Annotated in this window: 17 protein-coding genes and 1 other annotated feature; of the genes, 10 read left to right on the top strand and 7 right to left on the bottom strand. The window is 53.7% G+C overall.

Annotation, left to right across the window (positions count from 1 at the left end; genetic code table 11):
• The 3 genes from trpD to trpL all read right to left on the bottom strand — a co-directional run bounded on the left by trpD (position 1) and on the right by trpL (position 3,480).
• Positions 1 to 1,596, bottom strand: coding sequence for a bifunctional anthranilate synthase glutamate amidotransferase component TrpG/anthranilate phosphoribosyltransferase TrpD (trpD, locus tag JQ822_RS05570; RefSeq protein ID WP_213132600.1), 1,596 nt, complete (start codon positions 1,594 to 1,596; stop codon positions 1 to 3).
• Positions 1,596 to 3,158: an anthranilate synthase component I gene (gene trpE, locus JQ822_RS05575; protein ID WP_213132601.1), complete on the bottom strand. Its 1,563-nt coding sequence runs from the start codon at positions 3,156 to 3,158 to the stop codon at positions 1,596 to 1,598. The genes trpD and trpE overlap by 1 nt, the downstream gene beginning before the upstream one ends.
• Positions 3,159 to 3,181: 23 nt before the next feature.
• Positions 3,182 to 3,276, bottom strand: a sequence feature (Trp leader region).
• Positions 3,253 to 3,480, bottom strand: coding sequence for a trp operon leader peptide (gene trpL / locus JQ822_RS24600; protein WP_446715000.1), 228 nt, complete (start codon positions 3,478 to 3,480; stop codon positions 3,253 to 3,255). It overlaps the preceding feature by 24 nt.
• Here trpL and rnm point away from each other — a divergent pair.
• From rnm to rluB, 3 genes are all read left to right on the top strand, one after another.
• Positions 3,436 to 4,314 (top strand): RNase RNM, encoded by an 879-nt coding sequence (gene rnm, locus JQ822_RS05585; RefSeq protein ID WP_213132603.1) that lies wholly within the window; start codon positions 3,436 to 3,438, stop codon positions 4,312 to 4,314. The genes trpL and rnm overlap by 45 nt on opposite strands.
• Entirely contained in the window at positions 4,311 to 4,931 is a 621-nt protein-coding gene (locus tag JQ822_RS05590; protein WP_096756817.1) for an L-threonylcarbamoyladenylate synthase, read from the top strand. The genes rnm and JQ822_RS05590 overlap by 4 nt, the downstream gene beginning before the upstream one ends.
• Positions 4,932 to 5,031: 100 nt before the next feature.
• Entirely contained in the window at positions 5,032 to 5,907 is an 876-nt protein-coding gene (gene rluB / locus JQ822_RS05595; RefSeq protein WP_213132604.1) for a 23S rRNA pseudouridine(2605) synthase RluB, read from the top strand.
• A gap of 41 nt (positions 5,908 to 5,948) precedes the next feature.
• On the opposite strand, the gene cobO is transcribed toward rluB, so the two are convergent.
• Entirely contained in the window at positions 5,949 to 6,539 is a 591-nt protein-coding gene (gene cobO, locus JQ822_RS05600; protein ID WP_213132605.1) for a cob(I)yrinic acid a,c-diamide adenosyltransferase, read from the bottom strand.
• Positions 6,536 to 7,297, bottom strand: a complete 762-nt coding sequence (locus JQ822_RS05605) for a YciK family oxidoreductase (RefSeq protein WP_213132606.1) — start codon at positions 7,295 to 7,297, stop codon at positions 6,536 to 6,538. Before JQ822_RS05605 ends, cobO begins: the two co-directional genes overlap by 4 nt.
• Positions 7,298 to 7,518: 221 nt before the next feature.
• Between JQ822_RS05605 and sohB the strand changes: the two genes are divergently transcribed.
• Positions 7,519 to 8,565 carry a protease SohB gene (gene sohB / locus JQ822_RS05610; RefSeq protein WP_213132607.1) on the top strand — a complete coding sequence of 349 codons (1,047 nt, stop codon included), beginning with the start codon at positions 7,519 to 7,521 and terminating at the stop codon, positions 8,563 to 8,565.
• 56 nt (positions 8,566 to 8,621) lie between these two features.
• Here sohB and JQ822_RS05615 read toward each other — a convergent pair whose 3' ends face one another.
• Positions 8,622 to 8,873, bottom strand: coding sequence for a YciN family protein (locus JQ822_RS05615; protein WP_213132608.1), 252 nt, complete (start codon positions 8,871 to 8,873; stop codon positions 8,622 to 8,624).
• Between the two features lie 400 nt (positions 8,874 to 9,273).
• On the opposite strand from JQ822_RS05615, the gene topA reads away from it, so the two are divergent.
• The 5 genes from topA to acnA all read left to right on the top strand — a co-directional run bounded on the left by topA (position 9,274) and on the right by acnA (position 16,611).
• Positions 9,274 to 11,871 (top strand): type I DNA topoisomerase, encoded by a 2,598-nt coding sequence (topA, locus tag JQ822_RS05620; RefSeq protein WP_213132609.1) that lies wholly within the window; start codon positions 9,274 to 9,276, stop codon positions 11,869 to 11,871.
• 195 nt (positions 11,872 to 12,066) lie between these two features.
• Positions 12,067 to 13,041 (top strand): HTH-type transcriptional regulator CysB, encoded by a 975-nt coding sequence (gene cysB, locus JQ822_RS05625; protein WP_115258322.1) that lies wholly within the window; start codon positions 12,067 to 12,069, stop codon positions 13,039 to 13,041.
• 295 nt (positions 13,042 to 13,336) lie between these two features.
• Entirely contained in the window at positions 13,337 to 13,477 is a 141-nt protein-coding gene (locus tag JQ822_RS05630) for a YmiA family putative membrane protein (protein WP_244848701.1), read from the top strand.
• Positions 13,478 to 13,479: 2 nt separating this feature from the next.
• A complete protein-coding gene (locus JQ822_RS05635; RefSeq protein WP_213132611.1) occupies positions 13,480 to 13,650 on the top strand; it encodes a hypothetical protein in 171 nt (56 codons plus the stop codon).
• Positions 13,651 to 13,935: 285 nt separating this feature from the next.
• A complete protein-coding gene (gene acnA, locus JQ822_RS05640) occupies positions 13,936 to 16,611 on the top strand; it encodes an aconitate hydratase AcnA (protein WP_213132612.1) in 2,676 nt (891 codons plus the stop codon).
• A gap of 64 nt (positions 16,612 to 16,675) precedes the next feature.
• On the opposite strand, the gene ribA is transcribed toward acnA, so the two are convergent.
• Positions 16,676 to 17,266, bottom strand: a complete 591-nt coding sequence (gene ribA, locus JQ822_RS05645; protein ID WP_096756827.1) for a GTP cyclohydrolase II — start codon at positions 17,264 to 17,266, stop codon at positions 16,676 to 16,678.
• 198 nt (positions 17,267 to 17,464) lie between these two features.
• Here ribA and pgpB point away from each other — a divergent pair, with 198 nt between their 5' ends.
• The gene (gene pgpB / locus JQ822_RS05650; RefSeq protein ID WP_213132613.1) at positions 17,465 to 18,229 is read left to right on the top strand and encodes a phosphatidylglycerophosphatase B; all 765 of its coding nucleotides are present in this window, start codon (positions 17,465 to 17,467) and stop codon (positions 18,227 to 18,229) included.
• Positions 18,230 to 18,252 lie beyond the last annotated feature (23 nt).

Genomic DNA, 18,252 nt, shown 5'->3' on the forward strand with positions numbered 1-18,252 from the left:
TTACCCTCTTGCTGCCAGTGCAGTGACCCGGTCATAGGCCGCGCCGCTACGCAGTACATTAATCACGATTTGCGCGTTGGCTTTTAAATCTTCTTCGCCGTGCAGGCGCATTAACATGGCGACATTCGCCGCCACGGCTGCTTCATGAGCGGCTTCACCTTTACCTTGTAACAGGCGACTGAGAATGTCACGGTTTTCTTCCGGCGTACCGCCTGCCAGCTGTTCCTGGTGGTATGGCGTCAGGCCAAAGTCGTCTGCCGTCAGCTGATAACTCTTGATTTCACCATCATGCAGTTCGGCCACAATGGTCGGCGCGTGCAGTGAAACTTCATCCATTCCGCCGCTGTGCACTACGGCTGCACGCTGATACCCCAGCACGCGCAGCGTTTCGGCAATAGGCAGCACCAGTTCCGGGCTGTAGACGCCAATCAGCGCCAGCGGCGGGTGTGCCGGGTTAATCAACGGGCCGAGCACGTTAAACAGCGTGCGAGTTTTCAGCTGCTGACGAACCGGCATGGCGTGACGAAAACCGGTGTGGTACTTCGGCGCAAACAGGAAACACACGCCCAGTTCGTCGAGCGCCAGGCGCGACTTATCGGCATTCATATCCAGATTGATGCCAAAGGCCGCCAGCAGATCCGATGAACCAGACTTACTGGAGACGCTACGGTTGCCGTGCTTCGCCACTTTCATCCCACAGGCAGCCGCGACGAACGCACTGGCGGTGGAAATATTGATGCTATTGCTGCCGTCGCCGCCGGTCCCGACAATATCTGCGAACAGATAGTCCGGGCGCGGGAACGGGGCGGCATTTTCCAGCAGGGCGGTCGCCGCACCGGCAATCTCATTCGGATGCTCGCCGCGTACTTTCATGCTAACCAGCGCGGCAGCTAACTGTTCCGGCTTCAGTTCACCGCGCACGACTGCAGAGAACAGCTGGTGGCTCTCCTGCTGGGACAGCGTCTGGGCCTGATACAACTTCTCCAGAATAGGTTGCAGCGTATTGGTTTGTTCAAGCTTCTGCTGCGCCCAGGCCAGCGTTTGTTCCAGCAGACGCGCGCCCTGAGTCGTAAGAATTGATTCCGGATGGAACTGGAAGCCGCACACGCGGTCAGTGTCGTGGCGAACCGCCATCACCATGCCGTTGAAGTGGGCGTTAATGGTTAACCCTGCCGGTACATTGCTGCCGACCAGCGAATGGTAGCGCGCCACCGGCAGTGGATTAGCCAGACCGGCGAACATCTCCTGGCCGTCGTGTTCAATGCTGGAGGCTTTACCGTGCAGAATTTCACCCGCCTGACCCACATACCCGCCGTAGGCTTCAACAATTGCCTGATGCCCAAGGCAAATACCGATGATCGGCAGCTTGCCTCGCAGTCGGGTCAGTAGCTCTGGCATGCAGCCCGCTTCGCTTGGCGCGCCCGGGCCAGGAGAGAGCATCAGCACCGGATTTTTCATGGTGGCTAAACGGTCAATTAACGTCTGTGCCGGGATATGGTTGCGGTAAATCACCACGTTGTGACCGTTGGTACGTAGCTGATCTGCCAGGTTATAGGTAAAAGAGTCGATGTTATCGAGCAGCAGAATGTCAGCCATTAGAAAATCTCCTGTGCATGGTGCGCGGTGGCGATGGCACGCAGAACCGCACGTGCTTTATTACGGGTTTCATCGGCTTCAGACTGCGGTACAGAATCCAGAACAATCCCGGCACCGGCCTGCACGGTGGCGATACCGTCTTCCACCAGGGCGGAACGGATCACAATGCAGGTATCCAGATCGCCATGGGCGGTGAAGTAACCCACCGCGCCGCCATAGCTGCCACGGCGACGACCTTCGGCCTCGGCGATAAGCTGCATCGCGCGAACTTTTGGCGCACCGCTTAGCGTGCCCATATTCATACAGGCGCGATAAGCATGCAGGACGTCCAGATCGTGACGCAGCTCGCCAACTACGCGGGAGACAAGGTGCATCACGAAGGAATAACGGTCGACTTTGGTCAGGTCGGCCACGTAGCGGCTGCCCGGTGTACAGATACGCGCCAGGTCATTACGCGCCAGGTCAACCAGCATCAGGTGCTCGGAAAGTTCTTTATGATCGGTGCGCATTTCCAGCTCAATACGGCTGTCGAGATCGCGGTCCAGAGAGCCGTCCGCGCGACGACCGCGTGGGCGAGTCCCGGCAATCGGGTAGATCTCAATCTGGCGGCTGGTGGCGTCGTATTTCAGCGAGCTTTCCGGAGAAGCGCCGAACAGAGTGAACGCATTATCCTGCATGAAGAACATGTACGGGCTGGGGTTGCTCTTTTTCAGCACATAATATGCCGCCAGCGGCGACGGGCAGGGCAGCGAAAAGCGGCGGGAAGGCACCACCTGGAAAATCTCACCGGCACGAATGGCTTTTTGCAAACCGCGCACTACGGCACCGAACTCTTCATCACTCTGATTACACTCGCAGCGCATTTCCGGTACCTCAATGACGGGCAGCGGTGGTGCGGGTTCAGTTAACTGCTGGCTCAATTGCGTCAGGCGGCTGGTCAGACGCTGTTTTTCGTCCTCGCAGGGGGTGAATAAGCTGGCCTGAATGCGGGTGCTTTTTTTCTGATGGTCAATGACCATCAGCGTTTCAGCAAGATAAAAGCAGTAGTCAGGGCAACGGTTACCGGCTTCAAGCTGGGGTAAATCTTCGAATCCGGCGACCAGATCGTAGGAAAATAAACCGCCGAAGAACATGGCTTCACGTTCCTGTTCCGGCACGTTAACCAGTTCCTGCAGTAAACGGAACGTGTCAAACACCGACAGGGAACATAAGCGGGCATCTTCATCCAACAGCGGGCTGACGGCCGGAAAATGCAGCTGGCGGGCATTGGGTTGTTGTTCATTTTCAACACCGGCTGGCAGGGCGGCATCCAACAGCGGAAGCAGGGAGGCGCCATTCGCCGACAATGCCTGGATAGTGACGGTGTCACCTAAAGCGGTAATGCGCAATGCGCTGTCAACCAACAGCAGGCTTTTCAGGTCATCCTTGCTGTCGATATCGGCGGATTCCAGCAACAATGTCGCCGGGCGCGCGCCGCAGACCTGATGAAACAGCGCGGTCGGGTTCTCACGGTAGGCGGCTTCACAGGCCAGCAGTTCGAGTGTCGGTTTTTGTGTTTGCATCGTTATTCTCATTAATTTTGTTCAAAAAAAAGCCCGCTCAGTTGGCGGGCCGGGTATCTGGTTGCATATTGCAGACGTAAGACACTGCCCGAAATCAGGAAGTGCGCCACCAACCGTGCAGGACATATGTTGCTTTCATCTCAGATACCTTTTTCTTCATGTGAACTTGCGTACTAGTTAACTGGTTCAATGGAATAAAGTCAACACCTGATTTCAGTAAATTTGTCGAAAACGCTATGATGGGCGTGATACGACATTTATTGAAACGGGAGCCGCCTTGAGCGACACGAATTACGCAGTGATTTACGACCTGCACAGTCATACAACGGCGTCCGATGGAAGATTGACGCCTGAAGCGTTGGTACACCGTGCGGTAGAGATGCGAGTCGGGACACTGGCGATCACCGATCATGACACCACGGCAGCCATTCCGGCGGCAAGAGAAGAAATTTCACGTTCAGGTTTGGCCTTGAATTTGATAGCCGGCGTTGAAATTTCCACGGTCTGGGAAAACCACGAGATCCATATTGTCGGTTTGAATATTGATATCGCGCACCCCATGATGTGTGAATTCCTGGCGCAGCAAACGGCACGCCGTCAGCAGCGCGCACAGCTGATTGCTGAGCGACTGGACAAAGCGCACATCCCGGGCGCGTGGGAAGGGGCGTTGCGCCTGGCTGATGGCGGGGCCGTCACGCGGGGCCATTTTGCCCGTTTCCTGGTGGAGAGCGGCAAAGCCACGACCATTGCGGATGTATTTAAAAAATACCTTGCCCGTGGGAAAACCGGTTATGTTCCGCCACAGTGGTGTACAATAGAACAAGCTATTGATGTCATTCATCATTCTGGCGGTAAGGCAGTACTGGCCCATCCTGGTCGGTACGATCTTAGCGCTAAGTGGCTGAAAAGACTGGTTGCATATTTTGCCGAACATCACGGTGACGCGATGGAAGTGGCGCAGTGTCAACAGTCCCCCAATGAGCGTACCCATCTGGCGACCCTGGCGCGTCAGCATCAGCTGTGGGCATCACAAGGGTCTGATTTTCATCAGCCGTGCCCGTGGATTGAATTGGGTCGTAAGCTCTGGTTGCCCGCAGGCGTTGAAGGCGTCTGGCAACTCTGGGAACAGCCCGAGACCACAGAGAGGAAAGTATGAGTCAGTTTTTTTATATCCATCCTGATAACCCACAGCAACGTCTGATCAATCAGGCCGTTGAAATTGTGCGTAAAGGTGGGGTGATCGTTTATCCCACCGATTCCGGCTATGCGTTGGGCTGCAAAATCGAAGACAAAGGGGCGATGGAGCGTATTTGCCGTATCCGTCACCTGCCTGATGGACACAACTTCACGCTGATGTGCCGTGACCTGTCCGAACTGTCGACCTATTCGTTCGTGGACAACGTGGCCTTTCGTTTAATTAAAAACAATACGCCGGGCAACTATACCTTCATCCTGAAAGGGACGAAAGAAGTACCGCGCCGACTGCTGCAGGAAAAACGTAAGACCATCGGTCTGCGCGTACCGTCCAATCCGATTGCGCTGGCATTGCTGGAAGCGCTGGGCGAGCCTATGCTCTCCACCTCGCTGATGCTGCCGGGCAGTGAATTTACCGAGTCCGACCCCGAAGAGATCAAAGATCGTCTGGAGAAGCAGGTTGATTTGATCATCCACGGCGGGTATCTCGGTCAGCAGCCCACTACGGTTATCGATTTAACCGATGATTCGCCAGTGGTGCTGCGTGAAGGCGTCGGCGACGTTAAACCTTTCTTATAAGGGCGCAACTCGGTATACTACGCGGCCTTAAAATGGCGCTGACTGGCGCCGTTGATTCTCCTGTTCGACGCCTGTGAAGGCGACACCTAAAGGAAGCTCTATGAGCGAAAAGTTACAAAAAGTGCTGGCGCGCGCTGGCCACGGCTCTCGCCGTGAAATTGAAACCATTATTGCAGCAGGTCGCGTGAGCGTTGACGGCAAAATTGCCACGCTTGGCGATCGCGTTGAAGTGACGCCGGGTCTGAAAATCCGTATCGACGGTCATCTGATTTCGGTGAAGGAATCTGCGGAACAAATCTGTCGCGTTCTGGCGTATTACAAGCCGGAAGGTGAACTGTGTACCCGTAACGACCCGGAAGGTCGTCCGACCGTTTTTGATCGCCTGCCAAAACTGCGCGATGCGCGCTGGATTGCCGTGGGGCGTCTGGACGTGAATACCTGTGGTTTACTGCTGTTCACCACCGACGGTGAACTGGCGAACCGTCTGATGCACCCGAGCCGCGAAGTTGAACGTGAATACGCGGTGCGCGTGTTTGGTCAGGTGGATGAAACGAAATTGCGTGACCTGAGCCGTGGCGTGCAGCTGGAAGATGGTCCGGCTGCATTTAAAACCATCAAATTCAGCGGTGGTGAAGGGATTAACCAGTGGTATAACGTCACCCTGACCGAAGGGCGTAACCGTGAAGTGCGTCGCCTGTGGGAAGCCGTTGGCGTGCAGGTAAGCCGCCTGATCCGTGTGCGTTACGGAGATATTCCACTGCCGAAAGGTCTGCCGCGCGGCGGCTGGACGGAGCTGGATCTCGCGCAGACTAACTATCTGCGTCAACTGGTAGAACTGCAGCCGGAAACCAGCTCTAAAGTTGCCGTTGAGAAAGACCGTCGTCGTATGAAGGCGAACCAGATCCGTCGTGCGGTTAAGCGCCACACCCAGGTAGGCGGCAGCCGTCGTCCGGGTGGTCGCAACAACAACGGTTAATCTACTGTGGTTGTGAATAAAAGGGCCCCGTGGGTCCTTTTTTAATAATCAATCCCCATCTGCGCTTTAATACCCGCTTCAAAGGCATGCTTGACCGGGCGCAACTCGCTGACCGTGTCGGCTAACTCCAGAATATCGCGATGACATCCCCGACCGGTAATAATCACCGTCTGGTGTGAAGGGCGCGCACTTAAGGCGCTGAGCACCTCTTCCAGCGGCAGATAGTCATACGCCACCATATACGTCAGCTCGTCCAGTACGACCATATCCAGTCTAGGGTCGGCCAGCATCCGCTTACCGTGCTCCCACACGGCCAGGCAGGCTGCGGTGTCGGAATCACGGTTTTGTGTCTCCCAGGTGAATCCCGTCGCCATCACCTGAAACTCCACTCCGTGGGGTTCCAGTAAGTTTCGCTCGCCGTTGGGCCATGTGCCTTTAATGAACTGTACCACACCGACTTTCTTACCGTGACCGACCGCACGCGTGGCGGTACCAAATGCGGCGGTCGTTTTCCCCTTACCGTTGCCGGTAAAGACGATAATGATGCCGCGCTCGTCTTTTGCGGCGGCAACGCGGGCGTCAACCCGATCTTTTACGCGCTGTTGGCGCTGCTGATAACGTTCTTCACTCATTGGGCGATTCCTGGTTTACGGCCCGGTTGGGCGTCGAAGGTCATACCGGTTTTACGGCGGCTGTCGTCGCCCATCAGCCACAGGTAAAGCGGCATAATGTCGGCGGGTGTTTTTAATTTTTGCGGATCTTCTGTCGGGAATGCGCTGGCCCGCATGCCGGTGCGCGTACCGCCTGGGTTAATGCAGTTTACGCGTAAATGACGATTCTGATACTCGTCCGCCAGCACCTGCATCATACCTTCGGTGGCAAACTTAGAGGTGGCATAGGCTCCCCAGTTGGCTCGCCCCTGACGACCGACGCTGGATGAGGTAAAGACCAGCGATCCGGAATCAGACTTAAGCAACAGCGGGAGTAACGCCTGGGTCAGCATAAAGGTGGCATTGACGTTCACCTGCATTACATCCTGCCAGACCTGCGGGTTTTGTTCGCTCATCGGGCAGATTTCACCCAGTAACCCGGCATTATGCAAGACGCCATCCAGTCGCGGGTAATTGGCGGAGATACGCTGCGCCAGCTGGTGACATTCTGCGGATGTGCAGGTCAGCAGATCCAGCGTAAGCCACTGTGTGGGTGTACCATTTTCTGCGGCAATGGACTCGGCGACCTGACGGAGTTTATCTTCATTGCGCCCGAGCAGAATAACGGTCGCGCCGTAGCGGGCATAGGTCAGCGCAGCTTCACGGCCGATGCCATCACTGGCTCCGGTAACCAGAATAATGCGATCCTGCAACAGATCTTGTTTAGGTTGGTAATGCACGGCTACTCCTCGGCGACGCTCTGGCCATCCCGTTTTCGATAACTTGTCGGCTTTATGCCTTAAACCCTGCTATTTTTCAATCAGCCAAAGGTAATAACACCGTAAAATGAACGCTTTGTCATGCTTTTTACGGAATACCAAGCGGATGGATGAAGCAAGACGGGCTTACACGCCTGTTGTACACTGAGCGAAAGTAGCGTTGTTTAACCAAGGTGGGACTCGTGGAATTGTTGTCTGAATATGGGCTGTTTTTGGCAAAAATCGTCACTGTTGTGCTGGCGATTGCGGTGATTGTCATGCTGATCGTTAATGCGACACAACGCAAGCGTCAGCGCGGGGAGCTACGGGTCATCAATCTCAGTGAACAATATAAAGAGATGAAAGAAGACCTGGCGATGTCTTTGCTGGACAGCCACCAACAAAAGCTCTGGCATAAAGCGCAGAAAAAAAAGCACAAGCTGGATGCGAAGGCGGCCAAAGCCAAAGCGAAACTGGGGGAGAGCACATCGTCGGGTAAACCGCGCGTCTGGGTGCTTGATTTTAAAGGCAGCATGGATGCTCATGAAGTCAGCGCGCTGCGTGAAGAGGTGACGGCGGTGCTGGCGGTGGTAAAACCGCAGGATCAGGTAGTTATCCGCCTGGAAAGCCCCGGCGGCGTGGTCCATGGCTATGGACTGGCGGCATCGCAATTGCAGCGTTTGCGCGATAAGCAGATCCCCTTAACGGTGACCGTCGATAAAGTTGCTGCCAGCGGTGGATACATGATGGCTTGCGTGGCCGACAAAATTGTCTCAGCGCCGTTTGCTATTGTCGGATCAATTGGCGTGGTGGCGCAGATCCCGAACTTTAACCGTTTCCTGAAAGGCAAAGATATTGATATCGAACTGCACACTGCTGGGCAGTACAAACGTACGCTGACGCTGCTCGGCGAGAACACGGAAGAAGGTCGACAGAAGTTCCGCGAAGATCTGAACGAAACGCATCACCTGTTTAAAGATTTTGTGCACCGTATGCGTCCGACTCTGGACATTGAACAGGTTGCCACCGGAGAGCACTGGTTTGGTCAACAGGCGCTGGAAAAAGGGTTGGTGGATGAGATCAATACCAGCGACGAAGTGATCCTCGGCTTGATGGAGGGTCGAGAAGTGCTAAACGTGCGCTATCTGCAGCGTAAAAAATTGATGGACCGCTTCACCGGTAGTGCGGCGGAAAACGCAGACCGCTTGCTGCTGCGCTGGTGGCAGCGTGGGCAAAAGCCGCTGATGTAAAGCAGGCAGGTAGTGGCGACACAGCAAAACGCGAGGCATGGCCTCGCGTTTTTACGTTAATCGATCAGGTGATACTTTTCAGAAAGGACATGCGCCAGATGTTTAAAAATATTAAACACGGCTGTGCTTTTGGGCGTTGGTAGCCCTTGCTCGTCTAAAAAGTAATCTCCGCTGAAAACCAGCACGCCATTGCGCTGCGTGACGCCGGTGGCGACAATCCCCGCCAGCGTGTCCTCATGCTCACGAATGATTTTGTTGGCTTCAATCAGCAGTGTTTCGCGATCGATGGGTTGAGTGTCTTTATGCATTATTTACTCCTTAAACAAGGGCATTAGTCTACGCCGAGCCCGCCTTGTGGGCAAATATTCCCTGATAAAAACGGTGGTCTTATAGCAGCGTCACGACTGGCGAGATTTGTTTTTGCATGCTAATAAAGTTGCGTAACGCATTTTATCAGGTACAGTGTGACGCTTTCGTCAATCTGGCAACAGATTTGCTTGACATTCGACCAATATTCCGTCGTGCTTTAGCGTTTTCGTGAAATAAAACCTGTTAACTCAGTTACATGGGAGTTACATTACGAACGCGTAATCAGTACTAGGGGTTGATATCCGCCGACGCAGAGACCATATCGATGGCTCGTCGCCAGTGGAAGGTGAATCAACGCGCGACGCATTCCTGGAAGAATCAAATTAGGTAAAGGTGAATATGGGTAAAGCTCTTGTCATCGTTGAGTCCCCGGCAAAAGCCAAAACGATCAACAAGTATCTGGGTAATGACTACGTGGTGAAATCCAGCGTCGGTCATATCCGTGATTTGCCGACCAGTGGCTCAGCAACTAAAAAGAGCGCCGACTCAACCTCCACCAAAACGGCTAAAAAGCCCAAAAAGGATGAACGTGGCGCTCTCGTCAACCGTATGGGGGTTGACCCGTGGCACAACTGGGATGCGCGCTATGAAGTGCTGCCCGGTAAAGAGAAGGTCGTCTCTGAACTGAAACAATTGGCTGAAAAAGCCGACCACATCTATCTCGCAACCGACCTTGACCGCGAAGGGGAAGCCATTGCCTGGCACCTGCGGGAAGTGATCGGGGGCGACGACACCCGCTACAGTCGCGTGGTGTTTAATGAAATCACCAAAAATGCTATCCAGCAGGCGTTTGAAAAGCCAGGTGAACTGAATATTGACCGTGTCAATGCTCAACAGGCGCGCCGCTTTATGGATCGCGTGGTGGGTTACATGGTTTCGCCGCTGCTGTGGAAAAAGATTGCCCGTGGCCTGTCTGCCGGTCGTGTACAGTCGGTCGCCGTGCGTCTGGTGGTTGAACGTGAACGTGAGATCAAAGCGTTCGTTCCGGAAGAGTTCTGGGAAGTTGATGCCAGCACCACGACGCCTTCTGGTGACGCGTTGCCGCTGGAAGTGACGCACCACAACGACAAACCGTTCCGTCCGGTTAACCGTGAACAGACGCTTGCTGCGGTAAGCTTGCTGGAAAAAGCACGTTACAGCGTGCTGGAGCGTGAAGATAAGCCGACCAGCAGCAAACCTGGCGCGCCGTTCATCACCTCAACGCTGCAACAGGCTGCCAGTACCCGTCTGGGCTTTGGCGTGAAGAAAACCATGATGATGGCGCAGCGCTTGTATGAAGCGGGCTACATCACCTATATGCGTACTGACTCAACCAACCTGAGCCAGGATGCCGTTTCTATGGTCCGGGATTACATCGGCGAAAACTTTGGTAAAAAGTATCTGCCGGAGAGCGCGAACCAGTACGCCAGTAAAGAAAACTCGCAGGAAGCGCACGAAGCCATCCGTCCTTCAGACGTCGCCGTACTGGCAGAATCGCTGAAAGATATGGAAGCTGACGCGCAAAAACTGTACCAGCTGATCTGGCGTCAGTTTGTCGCCTGTCAGATGACGCCTGCCAAATATGACTCCACCACGCTGACCGTTGGCGCGGGTGATTACCGCCTGAAGGCGCGCGGTCGTATTCTGCGTTTCGATGGTTGGACAAAAGTGATGCCAGCACTGCGTAAAGGTGATGAAGATCGCATCTTACCGGCAGTGGATAAAGGCGATGTGCTGACATTGGTCGAACTGACGCCAGCACAGCACTTTACCAAACCGCCTGCGCGCTTTAGCGAAGCGTCACTGGTTAAAGAGCTTGAAAAACGCGGCATTGGTCGTCCATCTACCTATGCGTCGATCATCTCGACGATTCAGGATCGCGGCTATGTCCGTGTTGAGAACCGTCGTTTCTACGCAGAGAAAATGGGTGAAATCGTCACCGACCGTCTGGAAGAGAACTTCCGTGAGTTGATGAACTACGACTTTACCGCGCAGATGGAAAACAGTCTCGACCAGGTGGCGAAGCATGAAGCCGAGTGGAAGGGCGTGCTCGACAACTTCTTCAGTGATTTTACTCAGCAGCTTGATAAAGCCGAGAAAGATCCTGAAGAGGGCGGTATGCGTCCAAACCAAATGGTGCTGACCAGTATTGACTGCCCAACCTGTGGTCGTCAGATGGGCATCCGTACCGCCAGTACCGGCGTTTTCCTTGGCTGTTCCGGCTACGCGCTTTCTCCGAAAGAGCGTTGCAAAACCACCATTAACCTGGTGCCGGAAAACGAAGTGCTGAACGTGCTGGAAGGCGACGATGCGGAAACCAACGCGTTACGCGCGAAGCGTCGTTGCCAGAAGTGCGGCACGGCGATGGACAGCTACCTTATCGATCCAAAACGTAAGCTGCATGTGTGTGGTAACAACCCAACCTGTGACGGTTACGAAATCGAAGAGGGTGAGTTCCGTATCAAGGGTTACGACGGTCCGATCGTAGAGTGCGAGAAATGTGGTTCTGAAATGCACCTGAAAATGGGGCGCTTCGGTAAGTACATGGCGTGTACTAACGATGAGTGTAAAAACACCCGTAAGATCCTGCGTAACGGCGAAGTTGCGCCGCCGAAAGAAGATCCGGTTCCGCTGCCAGAATTGCCGTGTGAAAAATCGGATGCGTATTTCGTGTTGCGTGATGGCGCAGCAGGTATTTTCCTGGCCGCTAACACCTTCCCGAAATCTCGTGAGACACGTGCGCCGTTAGTGGAAGAGTTGTACCGCTTCCGCGATCGTTTGCCGGAAAAACTGCGCTACCTTGCGGATGCGCCGCAGACCGATCCAGACGGCAACAAATCGATGGTGCGTTTTAGCCGTAAAACCAAGCAGCAGTACGTCGCTGCGGAGAAAGACGGCAAAGCGACCGGCTGGTCCGCGTTCTTCGTTGACGGTAAATGGGTAGAAGGTAAGAAGTAACAGCCTGACAGCTGAACTTCTCCTGAAAGGGTCGCGTAAGCGGCCCTTTTTTATAGCGGGCGGCATCTATACAGCTCAGATTAAAATGATATAGTGGTTATAGTTAACAAACTTTTTATTATTAAATCGTATTAGCAGCGCGCTGCAGCCTGCTCATAAACGATGGTCTGATGCCGCTAATCTGGATGGTCTAACATGAAATTACAGCAGCTTCGCTATATTGTTGAGGTGGTTAACCACAACCTTAATGTCTCCTCAACGGCCGAAGGACTTTATACCTCTCAGCCGGGTATCAGCAAGCAAGTTCGTATGCTGGAAGATGAGCTGGGTATTCAGATTTTTGCCCGTAGCGGTAAGCACCTGACGCAGGTTACCCCGGCAGGGCAGGAAGTTATTCGTATTGCGCGCGAAGTGTTGTCTAAAGTGGATGCCATTAAGTCGGTTGCCGGTGAACATACCTGGCCGGACAAAGGCTCGCTGTATATTGCCACAACCCACACCCAGGCTCGCTATGCGCTGCCAAACGTGATTAAAGGCTTTATTGAGCGCTATCCCCGCGTCTCTTTGCATATGCATCAGGGGTCACCGACGCAAATTGCGGAAGCGGTGTCAAAAGGCAATGCGGATTTTGCCATTGCGACCGAAGCGCTGCACCTGTACGACGATCTGGTGATGCTGCCGTGCTACCACTGGAATCGTTCGATTGTCGTCACGCCCGATCATCCTCTGGCGGGTAAATCCTCTGTGTCGATTGAGGAACTGGCGCAATACCCGCTGGTGACTTACACCTTTGGTTTTACCGGACGTTCGGAACTGGACACTGCGTTTAACCGGGCGGGGCTGGAGCCGCGAATTGTTTTTACCGCGACCGACGCTGATGTCATTAAAACCTACGTAAGGCTCGGACTGGGCGTGGGCGTGATTGCCAGCATGGCAGTCGATCCGATTTCCGATCCGGATCTGGTACGGGTTGACGCGCATGATGTTTTCAGTCACAGCACAACCAAAATCGGTTTTCGCCGCAGCACGTTCCTGCGCAGTTACATGTATGATTTTATTCAACGTTTTGCACCACATCTGACGCGCGACGTGGTGGATACGGCGGTTGCGCTTCGTTCTAACGATGACATTGAAGCGATGTTTAAAGATATTAAATTGCCTGAGAAATAATAACGGCCCAGACAGCGTCGGTATCTCTATAAGTTAAGAGCTACCGGCGGGGGCGTCTGAATTAATATATTAACCGCATATTGTTTATGGGGAATACACGCTAAAGTAGTTTTAAATTAGACATGCTGCCCAAAACCCTGCCAAATATTTATATCGGATCAAACAATTGATTTATTCACCCGCCTGGATTGGAAAATTAACTGGCTTTTTTACGCCATTTTCTTTAGGATTTCTCTCATCTGGTGATTAGTTGTACCAATCGTTTGGTGCCAATATGATAAGTAATTTCGATAGTATGAGGTTAGCGATGCCTTCTGGAAACCAGCCTGCACGCCGGGATCCCGCACTGAAACGTAAAGCATGGTTCACGGTCTTTATTGGCTCCGTGCTGTTCTGGGTTGTGGTTGCGCTGGTGATTTGGAACGTGTGGGGTTAACCATGTCCGCACAGGAGCAGCAACCCACGACTACGCCCTCTCAACAGGACAATGAGCACGCGCAGGAGCCGACCCCTGAATATGGGAAAAATATACCTGACGCGTGGCAACTTTCCCCACAGCAGCAGGCTTTTATTGATCTGTTCGATGAAGACGAAGAACAGAAGCAATAATCAACACGCATTTTATACTCATCCTAATTAATCCATCGTATTGAATGACGTAATTCCCGGGCAACCGGCGTGCGTATAAAACAGTGAATTACCGGCGGTGCACAGCATTGTGCCGCAATTCGGTAACGTCCTCCTTCACGTCTTAATTCTCCTTTACCGTCATTTACGGCTCTCTGCTTTTATCAATTTGAGTTGTTATCAAAGCGTTACATTTTGTTTGTGTTATCTTTAATACTAACCCTGAGAAAAGTCAGGGGATCCCACCCTGTCATTTAAGGAGGAGCTATGTCGTCGACCCTACGCGAAGCCAGTAAGGACACATTGCAGGTTAAAGATAAAACCTACCGCTACTACAGTTTGCCTCTGGCTGCCAAATCACTGGGCGATATCGCCCGGTTGCCCAAATCGCTAAAAGTCTTGCTGGAAAACCTGCTGCGCTGGCAGGACGGTAATTCGGTTACCGAAGAAGATATTCATTCTCTGGCGCGTTGGCTGGACAATGCCCATGCCGATCGCGAAATTGCTTATCGACCCGCCCGCGTGCTGATGCAGGACTTTACCGGTGTCCCGGCGGTGGTCGATCTGGCGGCCATGCGTGAAGCGGTTAAACGCCTTGGCGGTGATACGGCGAAAGTGAACCCGCTTTCACCTGTTGATCTCGTGATTGACCACTCGGTGACGGTGGATCGCTTCGGGGACGATGACGCTTTCGAAGAAAACGTCCGCCTGGAAATGGAGCGCAACCACGAGCGCTATGTGTTTCTGAAATGGGGGCAGCAGGCGTTCAGTCGCTTTAGCGTTGTACCGCCGGGTACGGGGATCTGCCACCAGGTTAACCTCGAATACCTGGGGAAAGCGGTGTGGAGCGAATTGCAGGATGGCGAGTGGGTGGCATACCCGGACACGCTGGTCGGTACTGACTCCCATACCACGATGATTAACGGCCTTGGCGTACTGGGTTGGGGCGTTGGCGGGATTGAAGCTGAAGCCGCCATGCTGGGACAGCCTGTGTCGATGCTGATCCCGGATGTTGTGGGCTTCAAACTGGACGGGAAACTGCGCGAGGGGATCACCGCCACCGATCTGGTCCTGACCGTTACCCAGATGCTGCGTAAACACGGCGTGGTGGGAAAATTTGTTGAATTCTATGGAGATGGCCTCGATACCTTGCCTCTGGCTGACCGTGCCACCATTGCTAATATGGCGCCAGAATATGGCGCAACCTGCGGCTTCTTCCCAATCGATGGCGTGACGCTCGAATATATGCGCCTGAGCGGTCGTAGCGAAGAGCAAGTTGAGCTGGTCGAGTCCTACGCCAAAGCGCAGGGGATGTGGCGCAATACTGGTGATGCGCCGGTCTTTACCAGCTCGCTGGAACTGGACATGGCCGATGTGGAAGCCAGCCTGGCCGGACCGAAGCGTCCGCAGGATCGGGTTGCACTGGGGGATGTCCCGCAAGCATTCGCGGCGAGCAATGAACTTGAGGTGAACAGTTCGCAGAAAGACCGTCAGCCCGTGGACTATGTTCTGAATGGTCATCAATACCAGTTGCCGGAGGGCGCCGTGGTGATTGCGGCCATTACCTCCTGTACCAATACCTCAAACCCGAGCGTATTGATGGCGGCGGGGCTGCTGGCGAAAAAAGCGGTTACTCTTGGGCTGAAACGTCAGCCGTGGGTCAAAGCCTCGCTGGCGCCTGGCTCAAAAGTGGTGTCTGATTATCTGGCACAGGCTCGACTGACCCCGTATCTTGATGAACTGGGGTTCAATCTGGTTGGCTATGGCTGTACCACCTGTATTGGCAACTCTGGCCCGTTGCCCGATCCGATTGAAACGGCCATTAAAAAAGGCGATCTGACGGTGGGGGCAGTACTTTCCGGTAACCGTAATTTTGAAGGACGCATTCACCCGTTGGTGAAAACGAACTGGCTGGCGTCTCCGCCGCTGGTGGTGGCTTATGCGCTGGCGGGCAATATGAACATCAACCTGACCAAAGATCCGCTCGGGCATGATAAAAAAGGCGATCCGGTTTATCTCAAAGATATCTGGCCTTCGGCACGGGAAATTGCCCGCGCTGTTGAACAGGTTTCCACGGAAATGTTCCATAAAGAGTATGCAGAAGTGTTTGAAGGCACGCCGGAATGGAAGACGATCAATGTTGATCGTGCCGACACCTACGGCTGGCAGTCTGACTCGACCTACATTCGCCTGTCGCCATTCTTTGATGGTATGCGGGCTACGCCGGACCCGGTACAGGATATTCATGGCGCGCGTATTCTGGCGATGCTGGGGGACTCGGTGACGACTGACCACATCTCACCGGCAGGCAGCATTAAGGCAGATAGCCCGGCAGGACGCTATCTGCAGAATCATGGTGTCGAGCGTCGGGATTTTAACTCCTACGGTTCACGACGGGGAAATCATGAAGTGATGATGCGTGGCACATTTGCCAACATTCGTATTCGCAATGAAATGGTTCCGGGTATTGAAGGGGGCATGACCCGCCATTTGCCAGGTACGGAAGTCGTTGCTATTTACGATGCTGCCATGCGCTATCAACAGGAGAACGTTCCACTGGCAGTGATTGCCGGGAAGGAGTACGGCTCTGGTTCCAGTCGCGACTGGGCGGCAAAAGGCCCGCGTTTACTGGGTATTCGCGTGGTTATCGCAGAATCGTTTGAACGTATTCACCGTTCCAACCTGATTGGTATGGGGATCCTGCCGCTGGAATTTCCGCAAGGGGTTACGCGCAAAACGCTGGGGCTCACCGGTGAGGAAGTGATTGATATTACGGATTTGCAAGATATTAAACCGGGGGCTGCCATTCCGGTGAATATGGTGCGTGCGGATGGCAGCAAAGAGGTGATTTTGTGCCGCTGCCGCATTGATACCGCCACGGAGTTAACCTACTACCAGAATGACGGTATTTTGCACTATGTGATTCGTAACATGCTGAATTAAAAAATGAAAAAGCCTGCGCGAGCAGGCTTTTTATCGGGCAGGTAAACGTGCAATTATCTGGCGATCACTCGCTCAACAAATGGCCCATCTTGGCGGCTTTGGTGTCCAGATAATGCGCGTTTTTTGGGTTCCGGCCCACAATCAGCGGTACGCGTTCGACAATATTGATGCCCGCTTCTGTCAGAATTTCTACTTTCTTCGGGTTATTCGTCAACAGGCGTACAGCGTCGACGCCCAGCAGCTTAAACATATCTGCACACAGGGTGAAGTCGCGTTCGTCGGCTGCGAAGCCTAACTGATGGTTGGCTTCGACGGTATCGTAACCTTGATCCTGCAACGCATAGGCACGGATCTTGTTCAGCAGACCGATGTTGCGTCCTTCCTGACGATGGTAGAGCAGAATACCGCGTCCTTCTTCAGCAATGTGCGTGAGCGCCGCTTCCAGTTGGAAGCCGCAATCGCAACGCAGGCTAAACAGCGCATCGCCGGTCAGACATTCGGAATGGACGCGTGCCAGGACCGGTGTTTGACCCGAAATATCGCCAAATACCAGCGCGACATGATCGTGCCCGGTCGCCAGTTCTTCAAATCCCACCATCAGGAAATCACCCCATGGGGTTGGCAGTTTGGCTTCTGCCACACGTTTAAGCTGCATGTATTTCTCCAGATTACGCTGGCACTCGCCGTGCCGTCGCTTATTGGCATTCTGTATTGCGCTATTTTGCCATAAGCCGACAGTGTTCGCCTAATTGCGACAGCGCTTTCATATTTGGAATGGCACAAAATTGTCAATTTTTCCGACGCGCACTTTTTTCGGTTATGATTGTGAGACTTATCGACGAAAGGAGAGGCAATGCTTTCTATCGCAAAGCGAACCACCGTAGGTGCGGCACTGTTGCTTATCATGCCGGTGTCCGTGTGGGTGTCTGGCTGGAGTTGGCAGCCTGGGCACAATGTCTGGTGGTTAAAATCCTTATACTGGATAACGGAAACGGTGACCCAACCCTGGGGGATTATCACTCACGTTGCGCTCTGTGCATGGTTTCTGTGGTGTCTGCGTTTTCGTCTGAAGGCTGCGGTAATGCTATTTGCGATCCTGGCAATGGCGATTTTAGTGGGTCAGGGCGTGAAGTCCTGGGTTAAAGAAAGAGTACAGGAACCACGACCCTTTGTGGTTTGGCTGGAAAAAACGCACCATGTTCCTGTTGATGAGTTCTACACTTTAAAGCGTAAAGAACGCGGGCATTTAGTCAAAGAACAATTGTCAGGGCAGCAGGATATCCCGGTCTTTTTACGCAAGCACTGGCAAAAAGAAACGGGTTTCGCATTTCCCTCCGGGCATACGATGTTTGCAGCGAGCTGGGCTTTACTGGCGGTGGGATTGTTATGGCCACGCAGACGCACGCTGACAATTGTTTTCTTGTTGATCTGGGCGACGGGCGTGATGGGCAGTCGTTTGCTGCTGGGAATGCACTGGCCGCGTGATTTAGTTGTAGCCACGTTGATATCGTGGCTGCTGGTTACGCTGGCGACATGGCTGGCGCAGCGGGTGTGCGGGCCATTAACGCCGCCGGTGCAGGAGCAACAAGAAATCGCGCAGCGTGAACAAGAAAGCTGACCGCGATTGATTTATTGCGTTTT

The organism is Citrobacter sp. FP75 (assembly GCF_018342065.1).
Lineage (GTDB): Bacteria > Pseudomonadota > Gammaproteobacteria > Enterobacterales > Enterobacteriaceae > Citrobacter.